At 70.5% G+C, this 17,036-nt stretch carries 18 protein-coding genes and 1 other RNA gene; 6 read left to right on the forward strand and 13 right to left on the reverse strand.

The window, feature by feature from the left end:
* Positions 1-47: 47 nt before the first annotated feature.
* Positions 48-1,235 (forward strand): succinyl-diaminopimelate desuccinylase, encoded by a 1,188-nt coding sequence (dapE, locus tag EV278_RS01005; RefSeq protein WP_132085786.1) that lies wholly within the window; start codon positions 48-50, stop codon positions 1,233-1,235.
* A 16-nt stretch (positions 1,236-1,251) separates the two neighbouring features.
* The gene (locus EV278_RS01010; RefSeq protein ID WP_132085788.1) at positions 1,252-2,172 is read left to right on the forward strand and encodes a glutaminase; all 921 of its coding nucleotides are present in this window, start codon (positions 1,252-1,254) and stop codon (positions 2,170-2,172) included.
* Positions 2,173-2,513: 341 nt separating this feature from the next.
* On the opposite strand, the gene truA is transcribed toward EV278_RS01010, so the two are convergent.
* Both truA and fmt read right to left on the reverse strand, forming a co-directional pair.
* Complete coding sequence (truA, locus tag EV278_RS01015) at positions 2,514-3,263, reverse strand: tRNA pseudouridine(38-40) synthase TruA (RefSeq protein WP_132085790.1); 750 nt, start codon at positions 3,261-3,263, stop codon at positions 2,514-2,516.
* A complete protein-coding gene (gene fmt / locus EV278_RS01020) occupies positions 3,263-4,189 on the reverse strand; it encodes a methionyl-tRNA formyltransferase (RefSeq protein ID WP_132085792.1) in 927 nt (308 codons plus the stop codon). Before fmt ends, truA begins: the two co-directional genes overlap by 1 nt.
* A 121-nt stretch (positions 4,190-4,310) precedes the next feature.
* Between fmt and EV278_RS01025 the strand changes: the two genes are divergently transcribed.
* Complete coding sequence (locus EV278_RS01025; RefSeq protein WP_132085794.1) at positions 4,311-4,670, forward strand: cell surface protein; 360 nt, start codon at positions 4,311-4,313, stop codon at positions 4,668-4,670.
* 100 nt (positions 4,671-4,770) lie between these two features.
* Here EV278_RS01025 and def read toward each other — a convergent pair whose 3' ends face one another.
* From def to ffs, 7 genes are all read right to left on the reverse strand, one after another.
* Positions 4,771-5,292: a peptide deformylase gene (gene def, locus EV278_RS01030; protein WP_132085796.1), complete on the reverse strand. Its 522-nt coding sequence runs from the start codon at positions 5,290-5,292 to the stop codon at positions 4,771-4,773.
* A 149-nt stretch (positions 5,293-5,441) separates the two neighbouring features.
* Positions 5,442-6,737 carry a DNA recombination protein RmuC gene (locus EV278_RS01035; protein WP_132085798.1) on the reverse strand — a complete coding sequence of 432 codons (1,296 nt, stop codon included), beginning with the start codon at positions 6,735-6,737 and terminating at the stop codon, positions 5,442-5,444.
* Between the two features lie 176 nt (positions 6,738-6,913).
* Positions 6,914-7,516, reverse strand: coding sequence for a recombination mediator RecR (gene recR, locus EV278_RS01040; protein ID WP_132085800.1), 603 nt, complete (start codon positions 7,514-7,516; stop codon positions 6,914-6,916).
* Positions 7,516-7,953, reverse strand: a complete 438-nt coding sequence (locus EV278_RS01045) for a nuclear transport factor 2 family protein (protein WP_132085802.1) — start codon at positions 7,951-7,953, stop codon at positions 7,516-7,518. The genes recR and EV278_RS01045 overlap by 1 nt, the downstream gene beginning before the upstream one ends.
* A 163-nt stretch (positions 7,954-8,116) precedes the next feature.
* Positions 8,117-8,446: a YbaB/EbfC family nucleoid-associated protein gene (locus EV278_RS01050; RefSeq protein WP_132085804.1), complete on the reverse strand. Its 330-nt coding sequence runs from the start codon at positions 8,444-8,446 to the stop codon at positions 8,117-8,119.
* A gap of 70 nt (positions 8,447-8,516) precedes the next feature.
* Positions 8,517-10,352, reverse strand: coding sequence for a DNA polymerase III subunit gamma/tau (locus EV278_RS01055; RefSeq protein ID WP_132085806.1), 1,836 nt, complete (start codon positions 10,350-10,352; stop codon positions 8,517-8,519).
* An 81-nt stretch (positions 10,353-10,433) separates the two neighbouring features.
* Positions 10,434-10,531, reverse strand: an RNA gene (gene ffs, locus EV278_RS01060) — signal recognition particle sRNA small type.
* Positions 10,532-10,679: 148 nt separating this feature from the next.
* On the opposite strand from ffs, the gene nudC reads away from it, so the two are divergent.
* On the forward strand, positions 10,680-11,621 hold the full coding sequence (nudC, locus tag EV278_RS01065) for an NAD(+) diphosphatase (RefSeq protein ID WP_132085808.1): 942 nt from the start codon (positions 10,680-10,682) through the stop codon (positions 11,619-11,621).
* A 32-nt stretch (positions 11,622-11,653) separates the two neighbouring features.
* On the opposite strand, the gene EV278_RS01070 is transcribed toward nudC, so the two are convergent.
* From EV278_RS01070 to EV278_RS01085, 4 genes are all read right to left on the reverse strand, one after another.
* Positions 11,654-12,070: an MAPEG family protein gene (locus tag EV278_RS01070; RefSeq protein ID WP_132085810.1), complete on the reverse strand. Its 417-nt coding sequence runs from the start codon at positions 12,068-12,070 to the stop codon at positions 11,654-11,656.
* Between the two features lie 134 nt (positions 12,071-12,204).
* Positions 12,205-13,836 (reverse strand): family 43 glycosylhydrolase, encoded by a 1,632-nt coding sequence (locus EV278_RS01075; protein WP_132085812.1) that lies wholly within the window; start codon positions 13,834-13,836, stop codon positions 12,205-12,207.
* A gap of 3 nt (positions 13,837-13,839) precedes the next feature.
* Positions 13,840-14,688, reverse strand: coding sequence for a prephenate dehydratase (locus EV278_RS01080; protein ID WP_132085814.1), 849 nt, complete (start codon positions 14,686-14,688; stop codon positions 13,840-13,842).
* A complete protein-coding gene (locus EV278_RS01085; protein WP_132085816.1) occupies positions 14,685-15,428 on the reverse strand; it encodes a 3-deoxy-manno-octulosonate cytidylyltransferase in 744 nt (247 codons plus the stop codon). The genes EV278_RS01080 and EV278_RS01085 overlap by 4 nt, the downstream gene beginning before the upstream one ends.
* Positions 15,429-15,586: 158 nt before the next feature.
* On the opposite strand from EV278_RS01085, the gene EV278_RS01090 reads away from it, so the two are divergent.
* On the forward strand, positions 15,587-16,291 hold the full coding sequence (locus EV278_RS01090; protein ID WP_132085818.1) for a cytochrome c family protein: 705 nt from the start codon (positions 15,587-15,589) through the stop codon (positions 16,289-16,291).
* Positions 16,292-16,467: 176 nt separating this feature from the next.
* Complete coding sequence (locus EV278_RS01095; RefSeq protein WP_132085820.1) at positions 16,468-16,992, forward strand: thioredoxin family protein; 525 nt, start codon at positions 16,468-16,470, stop codon at positions 16,990-16,992.
* Positions 16,993-17,036 lie beyond the last annotated feature (44 nt).

Consider the following 17,036-nt stretch of genomic DNA (forward strand, 5'->3'; position numbering starts at 1 on the left):
CGTTCTCGGGTTTGCGTCGGTGGCCGGGGGAGCCTAAAGCCAGGGCGATGACCGACACCAGCCCCTCCCTCGCCGTCGCGGCCTCCGGCCCCGTGCCCCTCGACCCCGTCGCCCTGGCCCAGGCCCTGATCCGCCGCCCCTCGGTGACCCCGGCCGACGAGGGGGCGATGGACATCCTGCAGCGCCAGCTGGAAGCCCTGGGCTTCGCCTGCCGGCGCATGAAGTTCGGCAAGATCGAGAACCTCTACGCCCGGCGGGGGACGGCGCGGCCCAATCTCTGCTTCGCGGGTCACACCGACGTGGTGCCGGTGGGCGACACGGCGGCCTGGACCGCCGGTCCGTTCGAGGCCGAGATCAAGGACGGCGTGCTCTTCGGCCGCGGCGCGGTCGACATGAAGAGCGCTATCGCCGCCTTCGTCGCCGCCGTCTCCCGCCTGCCGCACGACCTGCCCGGCTCGCTCAGCTTCCTGATCACCGGCGACGAGGAGGGCGTGGCCGAGGACGGGACCGTCAAGGTGGTCCAGACCCTGGCCGCCGAGGGCGAGGTCATCGACCACTGCATCGTCGGCGAGCCGACCAGCGCCAACCTGCTGGGCGACATGGTCAAGATCGGTCGGCGCGGCAGTCTCAACGCCTGGATCGCCGTCGACGGCAAGCAGGGCCACGTCGCCTATCCGCATCGGGCCGCCAACCCGATCCCGGTGCTGGTCGACATCCTCTCGCGCCTGCAGAGCCGGGTGCTGGACGACGGCTATGCCGGCTTCCAGCCGTCGAACCTGGAGGTGACCACGGTCGACGTCGGCAACACCGCCACCAACGTCATCCCGGCCAGCGCCAAGGCCCGGATCAACATCCGCTTCAACCCCGCCCACAAGGGCAAGGACCTGGCCGCCTGGATCGAGCAGGAGTGCCGAGAGGCCGCCGAGGGCTTCTCCGGCCGGGTCGAGGCGCTGTGCAAGATCAGCGGCGAGGCGTTCCTGACCGAGCCGGGGGCCTTCACCGACGTGATCGTCGCCGCCGTCGGCGAGGCTGTCGGCCGCACGCCGGAGCTGTCCACCACCGGCGGCACCAGCGACGCCCGGTTCATCCGAGCCCTGTGCCCCGTCGTCGAGTTCGGCCTGGTCGGCTCGACCATGCACCAGGTCGACGAGCGGGTCCCGGTCCAGGAGGTCGAGGCCTTGGCCGACATCTACCAGGCCCTGATCGGCCGCTATTTCGCGGCCTTCGCGGTTTAGGGACCGGAAACCGGCGATGGACCATCTCTCGATCGCCGACGTCCTGGCCGAGGTGGCCGTGCTGGTGAAGCCGCACTTCGGCAAGGGCCGGCCGGCCGACTACATCCCGCAGCTGGCCGGCGTGCCGCCGACCAGGTTCGGCATGGCCGTGCGGCTGGTCTCGGGCGAGGAGGCGGTGGTCGGCGACGCCGACGAGGGCTTCTCGGTCCAGAGCATCACCAAGATCTTCTCCCTGGGCCTGGCCCTGAACCGGTTCGGCGACGAGGTCTGGACCCGGGTCGGCAAGGAGCCTTCGGGCACGCCGTTCAACCACCTGTCCCAGCTGGAGGCGGAAGAAGGCGTTCCGCGCAACCCGTTCATCAACGCCGGCGCCATGGCCGTCTGCGACCAGCTGATGGACGTGTTCAACGACCCGCCGGCCCTGGTGCGCGGCTTCGCGGGCTTCCTGGCCGGCGAGAAGGTCGAGATCGACGAGACGGTGGCCGCGTCCGAGCTGGCCAACGCCTGGCAGAACCGGGCCATCGCCAACCTGATGCGCGGCAAGGGCACGATCAACCACGACCCCGAGGCCGTGGTCGCCGCCTATTGCCGCCAGTGCGCCCTGACCATGAGCTGCCGCCAGCTGGCCCGGGCCATGCTGCCCCTGGCGGCCGGCGGCTTCTCGCCGATCGTCGAGGAGACCATCTTCCCCGAGCGCCTGACCCGCCGCCTGAACGCCCTGCTGCTGACCTGCGGCATCTATGACAGCGTCGGCAGCTTCGCCTACCGCGTCGGCCTGCCGGCCAAGAGCGGGGTCGGCGGCGGAATCGTCGCCATCGTCCCGGGCAAGGCGGCGATCGCGGTGTGGTCGCCGGAGCTGGACCGGTTCGGCACCTCGGTGGTCGGCACGGTGGCCCTGGAGCGGTTCAGCCAGCTGACCAACTGCTCGGTGCTGTAGGGCCTCTCGACGACGGATTTGAGTCAAATCAAAGCCGATCGACATCGGTCGCGCGAAGCTTCGCCGTCATAACGACGGAGCGCTTCCATGACCCCTTTCCTGACCTTCGTGGTCGCCGCCTTCGGCGCCTTCATGCTGGCCCTGGCGATCGGCCAGATCCAAACGGCGCGGGCCGAGCGGGCGAAGAAACGATAGGGAGCCTCCCCTTGATCCGCTCATCCCGGCGAATGCCGGGACCCGGATCCCAAAGCTGTATGGATGATTGGAAGGGCTCTGCGCTCCTGGCGTCCGCCACACCGTTAGTCCATCTGGGTCCCGGCATTCGCCGGGATGAGCGGATTCTAGGATTCCCCCTCGTACCCGACCCCCGTCAGGTACAGCCCGTCCGACGGCGCCACAGGCCCGCAGGCCGTGCGGTCCTTGGCCTCCAGCGCGTCGCGCAGGTCCTGGGCCGTCCATCGCCCGACCCCAACCTCGGCCAGGGTGCCGGTCATCGACCGCACCTGGCGATGCAGGAACGAGCGGGCCTCGAACACCAGGTGGACCTCGTCGCCGACCCGCGACACCCGCGCCACGTCCAGGGTCTTGACCGGCGACTTCGACTGGCAGGCCATGTCGCGGAAGGTGGTGAAGTCGTGCAGCCCGACCAGGACCTGGGCGGCGGCGTGCATGGCCTCGGCGTCCATCGCCTTCTTCATGTGCCAGACCTTGCCCTTGTCGAGGGCCGGCGGGGCGCGGCGGTTGAGGATGCGGTAGAGATAGCGCCGCTCGTTGGCCGAGAACCGGGCGTGCCAGCCCTCCGGCGCGAGGGCGCAGTCGAGCACGCTGACCGCCTCGCGCGTCAGGTGGGCGTTCAGCGCGTTCATCACCGTCTCGGCCGGCCAGTCGCGCTCCAGGTCGACCTGCACGACCTGGCCGGTGGCGTGGACCCCGGTGTCGGTGCGGCCGGCGGCGGCGATGCGGATCGCCTGGCCGCTGAACGCCTTGACCGCCGCCTCGATCGCCCCCTGTACCGACGGCTGGGCGGCCTGGGCCTGGAAACCGTTATAGGGCCGGCCGTCATATTCGATCGTCAGGCGGTAGCGGGGCATCAGGCCAGGACCGTGCCCGCCGCCAGCGGGAAGCCGCGGACGAAGACCTCGGCGTCCTGGGCGCCCTTGCCCTCGCGCTGGGCCTTGAGCAGGCGCACCCCGCCCTCCCCGCAAGCGATCAGCAGGCCGTCGTCCAGCGCCGCGCCGGGCGTCCCCTCACCGTCCTCGACGCGCGACAGCAAGGCCTTCACCCGTACCGGCCCCTTGTCGGACGGCGCCTCGAACCAGGCCCCCGGAAACGGGGAAAGCCCGCGGATGTGGCGGTCGACCTCGGCGGCCGGCCGGGTCCAGTCGATGCGGGCCTCGGCGGCCTTGATCTTCTTGGCGTAGGTGACGCCGTCCTCGGCCTGCGGGACCTCGCGGGCCGCGCCGCGCTCGATGGCCCCCAGGGCGACGGGCAGCATGCGCGCCCCGACGGCGGCCAGCTTGTCGTGCAGGGTCCCGGCGGTCTCCAGGGCGTCGATCCGCACCTGTTCGCCCATCAGCACCGGGCCCTCGTCCAGACCCTCGCTCATCCGCATCACCTGGACGCCGGTCACCGCGTCGCCGGCCATGATCGCCCGCTGGATCGGGGCGGCGCCCCGCCAGCGCGGCAGCAGGCTGGCGTGCAGGTTGAAGCAGCCCAGACGCGGGGCCTCCAAGACCTCGCGGACCAGGATCTGGCCGAAAGCCACGACCACGGCGGCGTCCAGCTCGAGGGCGCGGAAGGCCTCGATTTCCTCGGCGGTCTTCATCGAGACCGGCGTCCGCACCGGCAAGCCCAGGCTCTCGGCGAAGGCGTGGACCGGCGAGGGCTTGAGGTCCTGGCCCCGGCCGCGCGGGGCGGGCGGCTGGGAATAGACGCAGGCGATCTCGTGGCCAGCGGCGACCAGCTCGGCCAGGCAGGCGACGGAGAATTCGGGGGTTCCAAGGAAGGCGAGGCGCATGGCGGACGTTTAGACGGCCCGGGCGTTCTTAGGAAGGCTGGCTTAGGAAGGCTGGCGGCCGAGTCGGAACCTCGACCATGACCCGCCGTTCTATGGGGCGACCCATCCAGGAGGATACGCCATGCGCTCCATCACCCTGTTCGCCGCCGCCGGCCTGGCCGCCCTGTCGCTGGCCGCCTGCTCGGACGAGCACGCCACCCAGATCAAGGAAGGCGCCAAGGCGGCCGGTTCCGAGATCAAGCAGGCCGCCGTCGATATCAAGAACGACCCCGACGTCAAGCAAGCCGGCACGGCCCTGAAGGAAAGCACCGAGGAAGCCGCCGCCGACGCCAAGGTCGCGGCCGGCGAGGCGGTCGACAAGGCCCAGGAAGCTGGCGCCAAGGCCGGCCAGGAAACCAGGGAAGCCGCCGCCGACCTCAACGCCGACGCCAAGAAGGCCGGCTCGAACGCCAAGAAGGAAGTCCACGAGGCGACGCGGTAAACCTGGCGCCGAAGGAGGGGACAGACACTCACGGCAAGGCCTGCGCCAATGAGGCACGATCGCGGGGTGAGTGTCTGTCCCCCGCGTCGTCCGCCGCGCTTTAAGCCGCGCGGCGAGCCTTCTTGACCTTGCTGATGGCCCGGTCGCGCTTCAGGCGCGACAGGTGGTCGATGAACAGCACGCCCTTCAGGTGGTCCATCTCGTGCTGGATGCAGACCGCGAACAGGTCGCTGGCCTCTTCCTCGACGGCCTCGCCCTGGTAGTTCAGGTAGCTGATCCTGACCTTGGCCGGACGTTCGACGGCGTCATAGACCTCGGGCACCGACAGGCAGCCTTCCTCGTACGAGAACAGCTCCTCGGATTCCCAGGTGATCTTCGGATTGACGAAGTAGCGGGGGGCCGGTTCCTCGCCCTCGCGGGCCAGGTCCATGACGATGACATTGACCAGCTCGCCGACCTGCACGGCGGCCAGGCCGATGCCGGGGGCGTCGTACATGGTTTCCAGCATGTCATCCATCAGGGCGCGCAGGGCGTCGTCGACGGCAGGCACGTCCTTGGAGACCTGCTTGAGGATCGCCAGGTCGGCGGCGTTATCGACGGTGAGGATGCGACGGATGGCCATAATATCGCTCAGGTAAGCGCAGCGCCGGTCTGGGTCAAGGCGACCGAAGGGCGCGGCCCCTTCAGTCGGCTTCGCCGACAGCTCCCCCAGAGGGGGAGCAGCCGCGCCGCTGACTGGGGACAGGCGCATGCGCGTGTCCCCGTCCCAGGTCAGGGCTTGGCCTGCAGCCGCGTCATCGGCTCGGCGGCAGGCTCGGCCAGCTTGACCAGCGGCCGCACGGCGTTCTCGACCGGCGACAGCTCGCCGATCTCCTTGCCCTCGTGGTCGACCGACAGGTCCTCGAAGCGGCGGGCCTGGGTCAGGACCTGGCTTTCCAGCGAGCCGACGAACTGGTTGTAGCGGCCGACCGCCGCCTCCAGCGCCTTGCCCACCGAGCCGGCATGGGCCCCCATGACGGCGATGCGCTTGTAGAGCTCGCGGCCCACGGCGACGATATTGGCGGCGTTCTTGGCCTGGTCCTCGGCCCGCCAGCCATAGGCGACGGCCTTGCACAGGGCGAACAGGGTGGTCGGCGTGACCAGCAGCACCCGGCGGTCCATGGCCTCGGTCATCAGGTCGGGCAGGCGGTCCAGAGCGGCGGCCAGGAAGCCGTCGCCGGGCACGAACATGGCCACGAAGTCGGGCGAGCCCTCGCTGGCGAACTGGTCCCAGTAGGCCTTGGCCGAAAGCCCCTGCATGTGGGCGCGGACGCTGGCGGCGTGGCGGGCCAGGGCGCTTTCGCGCAGGTGGTCCTCGGTCGCCTCCTGGGCCTCGAGGAAGGCGTTCAGCGAGCACTTGGCGTCGATCACGAACACCCCGCCGCCCGGCATCTTGACCTTGACGTCGGGACGCCGGCGGCCCTCGTCGCTGTCGACGCTGAACTGCTCCTCGAAGTCGAAGCGGGTGTTGAGGCCCGCGGCCTCCAGCACGTTGCGCAGGGTCTGCTCGCCCCAGCGGCCCTGGACCCCGGCCCCGCGCCGCAGGGCGGCCGACAGCTTGCGGGCCTCGAACTGGGTGGCGGTCGAGGCTTCCATCAGGGCGGCGATCTGGGCCTTCAGGCCGCCGGTCTCCTCGGCGCGGGCCTTCTCGACGGCCACGACCTGGGCCTCGAACTTGGCCAGGGTCTCGGCCACCGGCTTGAGCTGGGCCTCCAGGCGCTGCTGGCTGAGCAGCTCGCGGCTCTTGAAGTTCTCCTCGGTGCGCTTGATCAGCGCCTCGGCCACGGTGTTGGCGGTCATGGTCGCCTGCTGGGCGGCCTGGGCGCGGATCAGCTCGGCCTGGGTGGCGGCCTGGTCCTCCAGCAGCCGGGCCCGCTCGCCGGCCTGGACCAGTTGTTCGTTCAGCCGCCACGCCTTGGCCTCGGCCTCCGCAGCGCGGCGCATGGCCCAGACGGCGAATCCGATGGCGGCCAAGGCCGCCAGCAGCAGGACCAGGGCGAGGATCAGGAACGGATCTGCGAAGTTCATGCTCCGTTCTTAGCCGGAGTCGGGGGATCGGGAAAGCGGCGCACTGGCCCCCTACGGACCGCTTCGCGGTCGTCTTCCCCCAGGAGGGGGAAGAACGCTGTCGCCGCGCCGTGCGGCTCCGCCCCCTATGGGGGCGGACAGACCGCGAAGCGGTCAGGTGGGGGCAAGTGTTCGCCCTAGGCCGGCCGTCTCGCCCTCAGCGCCTGGGCGATCGTGCCGTCGTCCAGCCAGTCCAGGTCGCCGCCCACCGGCACGCCGCGCGCCAGCATGGTCACCGAGACGCCCGTGGGCGCCAGGCGGTCGGCCAGGTAGTGGGCGGTGGTCTGGCCGTCGACGGTGGCCGGCAGGGCCAGGATGACTTCGGCGATCTCGCTGTTGCTGGCCCGGCCCAGCAGTTCGTTGACCCGCAGGGCCTCGGGCCCCACGCCGTCCAGCGCCGACAGCAGGCCGCCCAGCACGTGGTAGCGCCCCTTGAACGAGCCGCCGCGCTCCATGGCCCACAGCGATCCCACCTCCTCGACCACGCACAGCAGGCGGTTGTCGCGCGTGGCGTCCGAGCAAACGGCGCAGGGGTCGGAGGTGTCCAGCGAGCCGCACACCGAGCAGGTGCGCACCTTGGCCTGGGCGTCGACGATCGCCGCCGCCAGCGGGGCCAGCAGGGTGTCGCGCTTCTTCAGCAGGGCCAGGGCCGCCCGCCGGCCCGAGCGCGGCCCAAGGCCCGGCAGCTTGGACAGCAGGGCGATCAGGCGCTCGATCTCGGGTCCGGCGGAGGCGGCCATCAGGACTTGGCCACCCGGGTGACTTGCGAATAGACCACCCGCCACTGGCCGTCGCGCCGGGCCCAGGCGTCCACGAAGCGCACGACCAGGGCGAAGCGCTGACCGCCGTCCGTGCCCGTCATATTGACCCGGCCGCCCAGGAGGGCCGTGTCGCCCAGCACCTTCTCGACCGGTTCCTCGATCGTGAACGGGTCGAGCTTGAAGCCGGGGGCCACATAGTCGGCGATCAGCCGAGCCTTGTCCTGGACCTGGCCCGCGCCGTTGACCAGCACGTAGTCGTCGGCCACCAGCCGCTCCAGCGCCGCGCGGTCGCCGTTCACCTGGGCCGCGTCATAGGCGTGGGCCGCCGCGGCCAGGTCGGCCGGCAGCGGGTCGGCCAGGGCGACGGCCGGCGCGGCCAGGGCCAGGGCGATCAGGGCGGTGGGCAAACGGAGCATGGTGTCCTCTCCCTAGATCCGCTCATCCCGGCGAATGCCGGGACCCAGATGGAATAGCTCGGAGCCGGCTTCCACAAGCGCGGAGTTCTTCCAGTCAGACCCAGCCTTTGGATCTGGGTCCCGGCATTCGCCGGGATGAGCGGAAGTCAAAATGGGAAACGCTCTAGAACTTCATCCCCGGCAGGCCGCCCATCATGCCGGCCATCGGGCCGGCGGCTTCCTGCATCAGTTGGGCCTGCCTGGCGTCGAGCTTCTTCTTGGCGTCGGCGTGGGCGGCGACGATCAGGTCGGCGATCACCTCGCCCTCGCCCGGCTCGACCAGGCTCTCGTCCAGCACCACCTTGGCCAGCTCGCCCGAGCCCTTCAGGGTGACGGTGACCATGCCGCCGCCGGCCGTGCCGTCGACGGTCAGTTCGGCCAGCCGCGCCTGGGCGTCGGCCAGCTTCTGCTGCATGGCCTGGGCCTGCTTCATCAGGCCGTTGAGGTCTTTCATCAGGTTTAGCTCCATGGGTGGGCGCGAGGATCAAAGTCCGTTTCCCCGGCGAAGACAGATATAGGAAAGCCTACAGGTCTTCGACTTCATCCGGCTCGATCGGCGGCGCCTGGGGCGTCAGGATCGTGCGGACCTCGACGATCTCGGCGCCCGGGAAGGCGCTGAGCACCGAGGCGACGAACGGGTCGGACTTGATCGCCGCCAGCTCCTCGCGCTCCTCGCGCTTCTGGCGCTCGAACAGGCTCTCGGCCCCGCCGCCGCCTTCTGCCGCCACCAGCCAGGGCTGGCCGGTCCATTCCTTCAGCGCCCGCACCAGCCGGCCGGCCAGGTTGCCGGGCGCGCCGGGGGCCGGTTCGAAGGTGATCGCCCCGGGCCGGAAGCTGATCGGGCGGACATATTGCTCGACGTCCAGGCGCAGGCCGATGTCGCGCTTCTCGGCGATCAGCTTCACGACGTCTTCGAAGGACGCCAGCACCGGCGCGGCCGGCGCCGAGGGCGCGGCCATCACTCGGGCCTGGGCGTTGACGGCCCCGCCTCCGCCGCCGCCGATCGAACCGCCGCCGCCCCCGCCGCCGGGGCCGGCCGGCTGGCCGTCGCGCAGGGCCTTCAGCGCCTCCTCCGGACCGGGCAGGTCGGCGGCGTAGCACAGGCGGATCAGCGCCATCTCGGCCGCAGCCATGGCGTCGGGCGCGCGGCGCACCTCGTCATGGGCCTTGAGCAGCATCTGCCACAGCCGCGCCAGGGTCCCGGCCGAGGTCTGGGCCCCGATCGAGGTCAGGCGCGCGGCCTGCTCCTTGGGCATCGACAGGGCGTCCGGCCCCAGGGCCTTGGCCACCGACGCCGCGTGGCAGTGATCCAGCAGGTCCAGCATCACCACCGCCGGGTCGGCGCCGAAGCCCCACAGGGCGCGGAAGCCCTTCAGCGACTCGCCCGGCTTGCCGCTCATCACGTTTTCGAACAGGGCGATGGTCTGGCCGCGGTCGGCCAGGCCCAGCATGTCGCGCACCACCGCGGCGGTGACGGTCGAACCGCGCTCGCCCTGGACGATGGCCTGGTCCAGCAGCGACAGGCCGTCGCGCACCGAGCCCTCGGCGGCGCGGGCGATCAGGGCCAGGCCGTCCTCCTCGACCTTGGCCCCTTCCTTGGCGGCGATGCGGCCGAAATGCTTGACCAGCACGTCCGGCTCGACCCGGCGCAGGTCGAAGCGCTGGGTGCGCGACAGGATCGTCACCGGCACCTTGCGGATCTCGGTGGTGGCGAAGATGAACTTGGCGTGCGGCGGCGGCTCTTCCAGCGTCTTGAGCAGGGCGTTGAACGCCGCCGTCGACAGCATGTGCACTTCGTCGATGATGTAGACCTTGTAGCGCGCCTCGACCGGGGCGTAGCGCACCCCGTCCAGCAGCTCGCGCATCTCGTCGACCTTGGTGCGGCTGGCGGCGTCCAGCTCCAGCACGTCCATGTGCCGGCCTTCGATGATCGCCTTGCAGTGCCGCCCCTCGACGGTCAGGTCGACCGAGGGGCCGTTGACCGTGTCGGTCTCGTAGTTCAGCGCCCTGGCCAGCAGGCGGGCGGTGGTGGTCTTGCCCACCCCGCGCACGCCGGTCAGCATGAAGGCGTGGGCGATGCGGCCGGTGGAGAAGGCGTTGGCCAGGGTGCGGACCATGGCCTCCTGGCCGATCAGGTCCTCGAAGGTGCGCGGCCGGTACTTGCGCGCCAGCACGGTGTAGGCGGCGTCCGGATCCGCAGGCGCCTGGTCGGCGGCGGCAGGCGTCGTCACGGCCGGCGGCATCGCCTGGGGCGCGGCCGGCGGCCCGCCGAAGATGTCGGCGGTGTTCTCGTCGCGTTCGGCGGGTTCTTCGTCCCACGGCGGCGCGGAATCGGTCGTGAGGTCGTCGTGGTCGGCCATGGCGTGAGTGTAGTGTGCGGACGGGCGCAGCAAAAGGCTCGCGCGGCCCTTGGCGGCCAGAAGCTGACAGATTTTGGCGGAAGGTGGAGACCGGACAGCGACCCAGAGGGGATCTCGTTGTGGCTGCTGCCTCTCGGCCCTGACCAGGTTGGCGAGGACTCCGTCCGCGCCGGTCTCCAAGGCCTATATCGCGACTCATCGTGACGGATGCAAGACACGATGCGCGGAGCCGTGACGACTCTTCGTCGCGGCGGCTTTTGCGCCGGGCCGCATTTTCTTCGCGCGAAGCCGAATCCCCTTCGCGCGAAAATGCTCTAGAGATTCGCCATGGCCCTTTCGATCATCACCAACACCTTCGCCGGCAATCCGCTCGACCGCGCCAGCGAGCGCCGGGGCGACGAGGCCTGGCTGGCCGAGAAGGCCGCCGACCCGCAGTCGCTGGCCGTGGCCGTCTGGAACGGCAAGGCCCTGGTCGAGGACGCCGTCGGCGACGATGGCAAGGTGACGGGCGCCCAGATCGCCTATCTGCGCGCCGACATGGCCAAGGACCTGGCCGCCACCCCCGAGCGGCTGCTGTTCCTGGGCCTGTGGAAGGACATCGCGGTGTTCGCCGTCGACCTGGAGGGCGGGGCCGACCCGGCCGAGGGGCCGCTGCGGGGCCTGGGCCGGTTCGAGGAGCTGCGCGGCGTCGCCCCGACCCTGCCGCCGCCCGACGCCGGCATCCTGGCCACCGCCAAGTCGATGTTCGAATGGCGGCGCAAGCACAAGTGGTGCAGCAACTGCGGCCAGGAGACAGTGGTCAGCGACGGCGGCTGGAAGCGCCAGTGCCCGTCCTGCCAGGCCGAGCACTTCCCGCGCACCGACCCCGTGGCGATCATGCTGGCCCTGCACGACGGCCGCTGCCTGCTGGGCCGCCAGGCGCTGTGGCCGCCCGGCATGTACTCGGCCCTGGCCGGCTTCATCGAGCCGGGCGAGACCATCGAGGAAGGCTGCGCCCGCGAGCTGAAGGAAGAGGCCGGCCTGACCGCCACGGCGGTGCGCTACCACTCCAGCCAGCCGTGGCCGTGGCCCTCGTCGCTGATGATGGGTCTGATGGCCGACGTCGACAGCGACGTCGCCGCGCCCGACCAGACCGAGCTGGAAGCGGTCAAGTGGTTCACCAAGGACGAGGCGAAGGCCCTGATCAAGGGCGAGCTGGAAGGCTTCTTCGCCCCCCCGCCCCTGGCGATCGCCCACCAGCTGATCAAGGCCTGGGCGGAGGGGGAATAGGGCTAAATCCTCCCCCATAGGGGGAGGATCATTTACCCGAACAGCACCGCCAGCTCTCGAACCACCATCCACGCCAGCACCAGCGTCGCCGCCGCGAAGGCGGTGAAACGCAGCAGCACGATGTTGACGCTGACCTGGATCAGGCTGTGCAGCACCCGCAGGCCCACGAACGCCCAGGCCAGCCGCACCGCCAGCGGATCGCCATGGCCGGCCACCTGGATGGCCAGGGCCGCCGCGTAGAAGATCGTCGGCTGCTCCATCAGGTGGTTGTAGTTGTCGGCGGCCTGGCGGGCGATCGGCGGCAGGCCGTCCAAGCCGCCCGGAAAGGCCGCGTCCTGCGGCTTGATCCCGGCCCGGCTCATGGCCGGCAGCCGCTGGACGTACATCCACAGCCAGATCACCAGCGACCAGGCTGTCAGCGCCATCACTGGCGCGATCAGCGTATTCATTCTCGCCTCCCCACCTTCGTTCGGAGGAGATTAGACGCCGACCGGCGCTATCCGGAAGCGTGCCGTTGCGACAGGCCTCCGGGGCCGATCACCTTCAGCGTCGCACGCGAAGCCGGTGCTCGGCCTGGCCTCGATCAGCTTGAGACCCGGGCCCGATAGGTCAGCGCGCGGAACACCACCTCGCCCTCTCCGGCCGAGAACAGGGCGGGCCTCAAGCTCAGGAAGCCGTCGGCCATGTTGTGGTTGTAGCCCGACACCTCGTAGGACACGATCTTCCGCCACGCGCCGCCAGGCCGGCGGACGAAGAAGCTGGCGACATCGCGGTCGTTGACCACGCGAAGGCCCAGACGACGCCCCTCGCCAGGTCCCGGCGCCGGATAACCCTGTTCTCTGCCGCCCTTGTAGGCGTGCAGCCGCTCGGCCTCGGCGCCGACGCCGCAGAACAGCTTGTCGTCGTAGAACAGCAGCAGGCCGCCCTGGCCCGGGCCGCGAAGCTCCAGGTCGATGGTCACCTCGTAGGACCGATCGCCGGCAATCATGGCCAACGGTGAGGCGTCGGCCGGGCCGCTTCCCTGACCCTTCAGGACCAGACCGCCGTCGGCCAGCCGGACGCGGTCCAGATAGCCGGGCTTCGGCGCGAAGAAGGCCAGGCGCGAGCCCAGCATGGCCTGGTGGAAATCGTCGGACAGCGCCAGGCCGTGCGGGTTGGTCGCTGTCCTGCTTGGCTTGGGCAGCGGCCGGGAGAGATCGCCGCCCAGGGCCCTGGGCCAGCCGTCGGCGGTCCATTCAAACGGCTCCAGCAGCATCTGCCGGCCCAGGGTCCGGAAGCCATGCTCATAGCCGTGATAGGCCAGCCACCAGTCGCCGGCCGGTCCCTGCACCGGGGTGGCGTGGCCGCGCGACCACCAGGGCTCGTCGATGCTGGTGGTCCTGACGATGGGGTTGTGCGGGCAGTTCTCCCACGGCCCATGGATCGAGCGCGAGCGGGCGACCACCGCCATGTGGCTGGTCGGCGGCCCGGCCGTGCCGCCCTGACCCGAGAACAGGTAGAACCAGCCGCCGTGGCGCAGGATCTTGGGTCCCTCCGGCGCGGGAGCCTCGATCACCCAGTCCTCGGGGATCGGCCAGCCGTCATAGACCTTCTCGACCGCCCCGTCCGGACGCAGGCCGTCGTCGCTGATCCGCACCCGGTGGCCGTCGTTGAGGAACAGGTAGCGCTTGCCGTCCTCGCCGACGGCGTGGCCGGGGTCGATATAGCCGTCCAGGCCCATATCGATCGGCGCGCTCCACGGCCCCGCCATCGACGGCGCGTGGATTACGTAGATCTTGAACGGCAGGCCGGCCGCCTCCGCCTTGGTCAGGACGGGGATGTAGATGAAATAGCGGCCGTCGTGCCTGGCGATGTCCAGGGCCCAGACCGTGCCCAGCGGGACTGTCAGGGCCGGCCCGACCGGGGTCCAGTTGACCAGATCGCGCGAGCGCCAGACCACCACGCCAGGATAGTATTGGAACGAGGAGAAGACGGCGTAATAGTCGTCGCCGTCCTTGAGCACGCTGGGATCGGCGCGGTCGCCCGACAGCACCGGATTGCGATAGAAGCCGTCGCCCAGGTCGGCTCGGCGCTGCCCCTCCACACCGGCCCGCCAGGGCGGCGACCGATCGGCGGCGACTGTAGCGGCCCGGGCCGTCGATGCTCCCACGGAGGTTCCCAGGCCGCCGGCCGAGGCCAGGCCCAGCAGCAGGGCTTCGCGGCGCGACCGGGCCACCGCCTACACCCGGTCCCGGAACGGATCGGCCGGATACACCCCCAGCACCTCAAACTTCTCGGAGAAGAACTTCAGCTCGTCGAAGGCCAGGGCCAGGGGACGGTCCTCGGGGCGGCCGTCGACCTCGGCGTAGAAGAAGGTGGCGGTGAAGGCCCCGCCCTCCATGTAGCTTTCCAGCTTGGTCATGTTGACGCCGTTGGTCGCGAACCCGCCCAGCGCCTTGTAGAGGGCGGCCGGCAGGTTGCGGACCTTGAACACGAAGCTGGTCACGCAGCGGTGGGTGAACGGCGGCGGCTCCGGCCTGGGGTCGGCGGTCATCACCAGGAAGCGGGTGGTGTTGTTGCGCGCGTCCTCGATGTCGCGGGCCAGGATGTCCAGGCCGTAGATCTCGGCGGCCAGGGCGGGGGCGACGGCGGCGCGGGTCGGGTCGGGCTTCAGGGCCAGGGCCTTGGCGGCGCCGGCCGTGTCGCCGGCGCTCTCGTGGGCCAGGCCGAGTTTCTTCAGGCTGTGGCGGCACTGGCTCAGCGCGATCGGCATCGAGCAGGCGATCTTCACCTGGTCCAGCGTCACGCCCCTGTTGGCCATCAGCTGGAAGCGGATCGGCTTGAAGCGCTCGCCGATGATCTTCAGGCCCGACGACGGCAGCAGGTGGTGGACGTCGGCGACGCGGCCGGCGATCGAGTTCTCGATCGGGATCATGCCCAGCTGGCAGGCGCCGGTCTTGATGGCCTCGAACGCCTCCTCGAAGGTCGCGCAGGGCACGGCCTCATGGTCGGGGAAATAGGTGCGGCAGGCCTCGTGGCTGTTGGCGCCGGGCTCGCCCTGGAAGGCGATCTTCTTGAGGATGCTCATGCGGCGGTCTTTCCGGCGGCGTAGGCGCGCGCCGCTTCCAGGTCCGAGGGATTGTCGACGGAGATCGGGGCCTCGGCGGCCACGGCGGCGCGCAGGCTGAGGCCCAGCTCCATGGCCCGCAGCTGCTCCAGCTTCTCGCGCTTCTCCAGCGGCGAGGGCGGGGCGGCGTTGAAGGCTTCGAGCGCGGCGCGGCGGTAGCCATAGATGCCGATGTGCCGCCAGACGGGGGCGTCGCCATAGAGGGTGGAGCGGGTGAAATAGAGGGCCCGGCCCGACAGGCCGTCCTGCTCCAGGGCCAGCACGGCCTTGACCACGTCGGGATTGGACCGGTCGGCCGGCGAGGTCTCGGGCGCGACGACGGTGGCGATGTCGCAGCCGGGGTGGGCGTCCAGCAGGTCGGCGCAGGCGCTCAGCACCGAGGGCTGCACGAACGGCATGTCGCCCTGCAGGTTGACGACCACGTCGTGGCGGCGGTCCGGGTCCAGCACGTCGAGGGCGGCCAGGATGCGGTCCGAGCCCGAGGGCAGGGCCGGATCGGTCAGCACCGCCTGGCCGCCGGCCCGCTCGACCGCCTCGACGATGGCGGCGTCGCCGGCCGCCACCGCCACCGGGCCGATTCCCGCCGCCTGGGCCTGACGCAGCACGCGCACGATCATCGGCAGGCCGCCGATGTCGGCCAAAGGCTTGTCCGGTAGGCGAGTGGCCGCCATGCGGGCGGGAATGACGACGATGGGGTTCATGAAAGGCCGATGCGGGTCAAAACCGTTGCTGCCCGGTTGCGCCCCGGGCGGTAGCGTGTAAGAGACGCGAGCGCAACATGGAGCGCGCGGGGGAAACCTCCGGGCGCGGATTTCGGGCCTGTCGTCAGACGGCCCCCAAGAGGCTGGTAAGGCTTTAGATGAGCGACCTGACGTTCAACAAGATCGCTGGCGGCGTGCTGCTGACCGGCCTGATCATTTTCGGTCTGCGGGAAGCGTCGGACATCGTTTTCGCCAAGCACGAGCTTGAGAAGCCCGGCTACGAGATCGCGGTCGCCGAAGAGGCGGGCGAAGGCGGCGCCGCGGCCGAGGCCGCGCCCGACTGGGGCAGCGTCCTGACCCCCGCCAACGTCGCCGCCGGCCAGGCCGTCAGCGCCAAGTGCGCCTCGTGCCACAACTTCACCGCCGAGAATCACACCGGCCCCGGCCTGTTCGGCGTGGTGGGCCGCAAGCCCGGCACCCATCCCGGCTTCGCCTATTCGCCGGCCATGGTCGATTACGGCAACAAGAACCCGGTCTGGGACTACGACAAGCTGGACACCTTCCTGAAGGCGCCGGGCAAGGACGTCTCGGGCACCAAGATGACCTTCGTCGGCCTGAAGAAGCAGGAAGACCGGATCGCCATCATCGCCTACCTGCACAGCCTGGGCTCGTCCCTGCCGATCCCGGCCCCGAAGCCGGCCGGCGCGGCTCCGGCTCCCGCTGGCGAGGCTCCGGCCGCCGGCGCGGCCGCTTCCGGCGCCGCCCCCGCGGCTTCGGGCGCTCCGGCTCCGGCCGGGGCTGGAGCTCCGGCCGCCGGCGCGCCGGCCACCCCGGCCCCGGCCGCGACGACCGCCAAGTCCTGATCGTCGTCAGGTCCGAAGAATCGAAGGCCGCGAAGCTCGCTTCGCGGCCTTTTCCTTGCCGCCTTTCCAGGCGCCCCAGGCCTCGTGGAACCACCCGCAGCAAAGCTGCCTTGCCGTTTATCCCCATTCCATGAGTAGAGTATCGGACCGTACCGCTTCACCGGAACCGTTCGACCATGACGTCTCGCCTGCTGGCCGCCTCCTTCGCCGCGCTGCTGATCGCCGCCCCCGCTTCGGCCCTCCCAAGCCTGGCCTGGGCCGCCAAGGCGCCGACCGTGGCCCTCAAGTCGCTGGCCGACCTGCCGACCCCGCCTTACCCCTACGACGAGAAGGCCGACGCCGAGGCCGACGTCGCCGCCGCGCTCAAGCGCGCGAAGAAGGCCCACAAGCTGACCCTGATCGATTTCGGCGGCAACTGGTGCGGCGACTGCCGGGTCTTCGCCGGCGTCATCGAACAGCCGGACGTCAAGGCCTGGGTCGACAAGCATTACGAGGTCGTGACGGTCAACGTCGGCCGCTACGACAAGAACATGCAGATCCCCGCCCGCTACGGCCTGGACAAGCTGAAGGGCGTGCCCAGCTTCCTGGTGGTCGACGCCAAGGGCAAGCTGGTCAACGACGGCGCCTTCTTCGCCCTGACCGACGCCCGCCACATGACGCCGCAGTCGATCGTCGACTGGCTGGCCCAGTGGCCGAAATAGGCGCGCGCTGACCGGGGACACGCCCTCGCGGCGTGTCCCCGTCT

This window comes from Caulobacter sp. BK020, from assembly GCF_004342605.1.
Classification (GTDB): domain Bacteria; phylum Pseudomonadota; class Alphaproteobacteria; order Caulobacterales; family Caulobacteraceae; genus Caulobacter.

Coding starts and splice junctions, on each gene's coding strand:
- dapE (WP_132085786.1), top strand. CDS start 48: ATGACCGACACCAGCCCCTCCCTCGCCGTCGCGGCCTCCGGCCCCGTG.
- EV278_RS01010 (WP_132085788.1), top strand. CDS start 1,252: ATGGACCATCTCTCGATCGCCGACGTCCTGGCCGAGGTGGCCGTGCTG.
- truA (WP_132085790.1), bottom strand. CDS start 3,263: ATGCCCCGCTACCGCCTGACGATCGAATATGACGGCCGGCCCTATAAC.
- fmt (WP_132085792.1), bottom strand. CDS start 4,189: ATGCGCCTCGCCTTCCTTGGAACCCCCGAATTCTCCGTCGCCTGCCTG.
- EV278_RS01025 (WP_132085794.1), top strand. CDS start 4,311: ATGCGCTCCATCACCCTGTTCGCCGCCGCCGGCCTGGCCGCCCTGTCG.
- def (WP_132085796.1), bottom strand. CDS start 5,292: ATGGCCATCCGTCGCATCCTCACCGTCGATAACGCCGCCGACCTGGCG.
- EV278_RS01035 (WP_132085798.1), bottom strand. CDS start 6,737: ATGAACTTCGCAGATCCGTTCCTGATCCTCGCCCTGGTCCTGCTGCTG.
- recR (WP_132085800.1), bottom strand. CDS start 7,516: ATGGCCGCCTCCGCCGGACCCGAGATCGAGCGCCTGATCGCCCTGCTG.
- EV278_RS01045 (WP_132085802.1), bottom strand. CDS start 7,953: ATGCTCCGTTTGCCCACCGCCCTGATCGCCCTGGCCCTGGCCGCGCCG.
- EV278_RS01050 (WP_132085804.1), bottom strand. CDS start 8,446: ATGAAAGACCTCAACGGCCTGATGAAGCAGGCCCAGGCCATGCAGCAG.
- EV278_RS01055 (WP_132085806.1), bottom strand. CDS start 10,352: ATGGCCGACCACGACGACCTCACGACCGATTCCGCGCCGCCGTGGGAC.
- nudC (WP_132085808.1), top strand. CDS start 10,680: ATGGCCCTTTCGATCATCACCAACACCTTCGCCGGCAATCCGCTCGAC.
- EV278_RS01070 (WP_132085810.1), bottom strand. CDS start 12,070: ATGAATACGCTGATCGCGCCAGTGATGGCGCTGACAGCCTGGTCGCTG.
- EV278_RS01080 (WP_132085814.1), bottom strand. CDS start 14,688: ATGAGCATCCTCAAGAAGATCGCCTTCCAGGGCGAGCCCGGCGCCAAC.
- EV278_RS01085 (WP_132085816.1), bottom strand. CDS start 15,428: ATGAACCCCATCGTCGTCATTCCCGCCCGCATGGCGGCCACTCGCCTA.
- EV278_RS01090 (WP_132085818.1), top strand. CDS start 15,587: ATGAGCGACCTGACGTTCAACAAGATCGCTGGCGGCGTGCTGCTGACC.
- EV278_RS01095 (WP_132085820.1), top strand. CDS start 16,468: ATGACGTCTCGCCTGCTGGCCGCCTCCTTCGCCGCGCTGCTGATCGCC.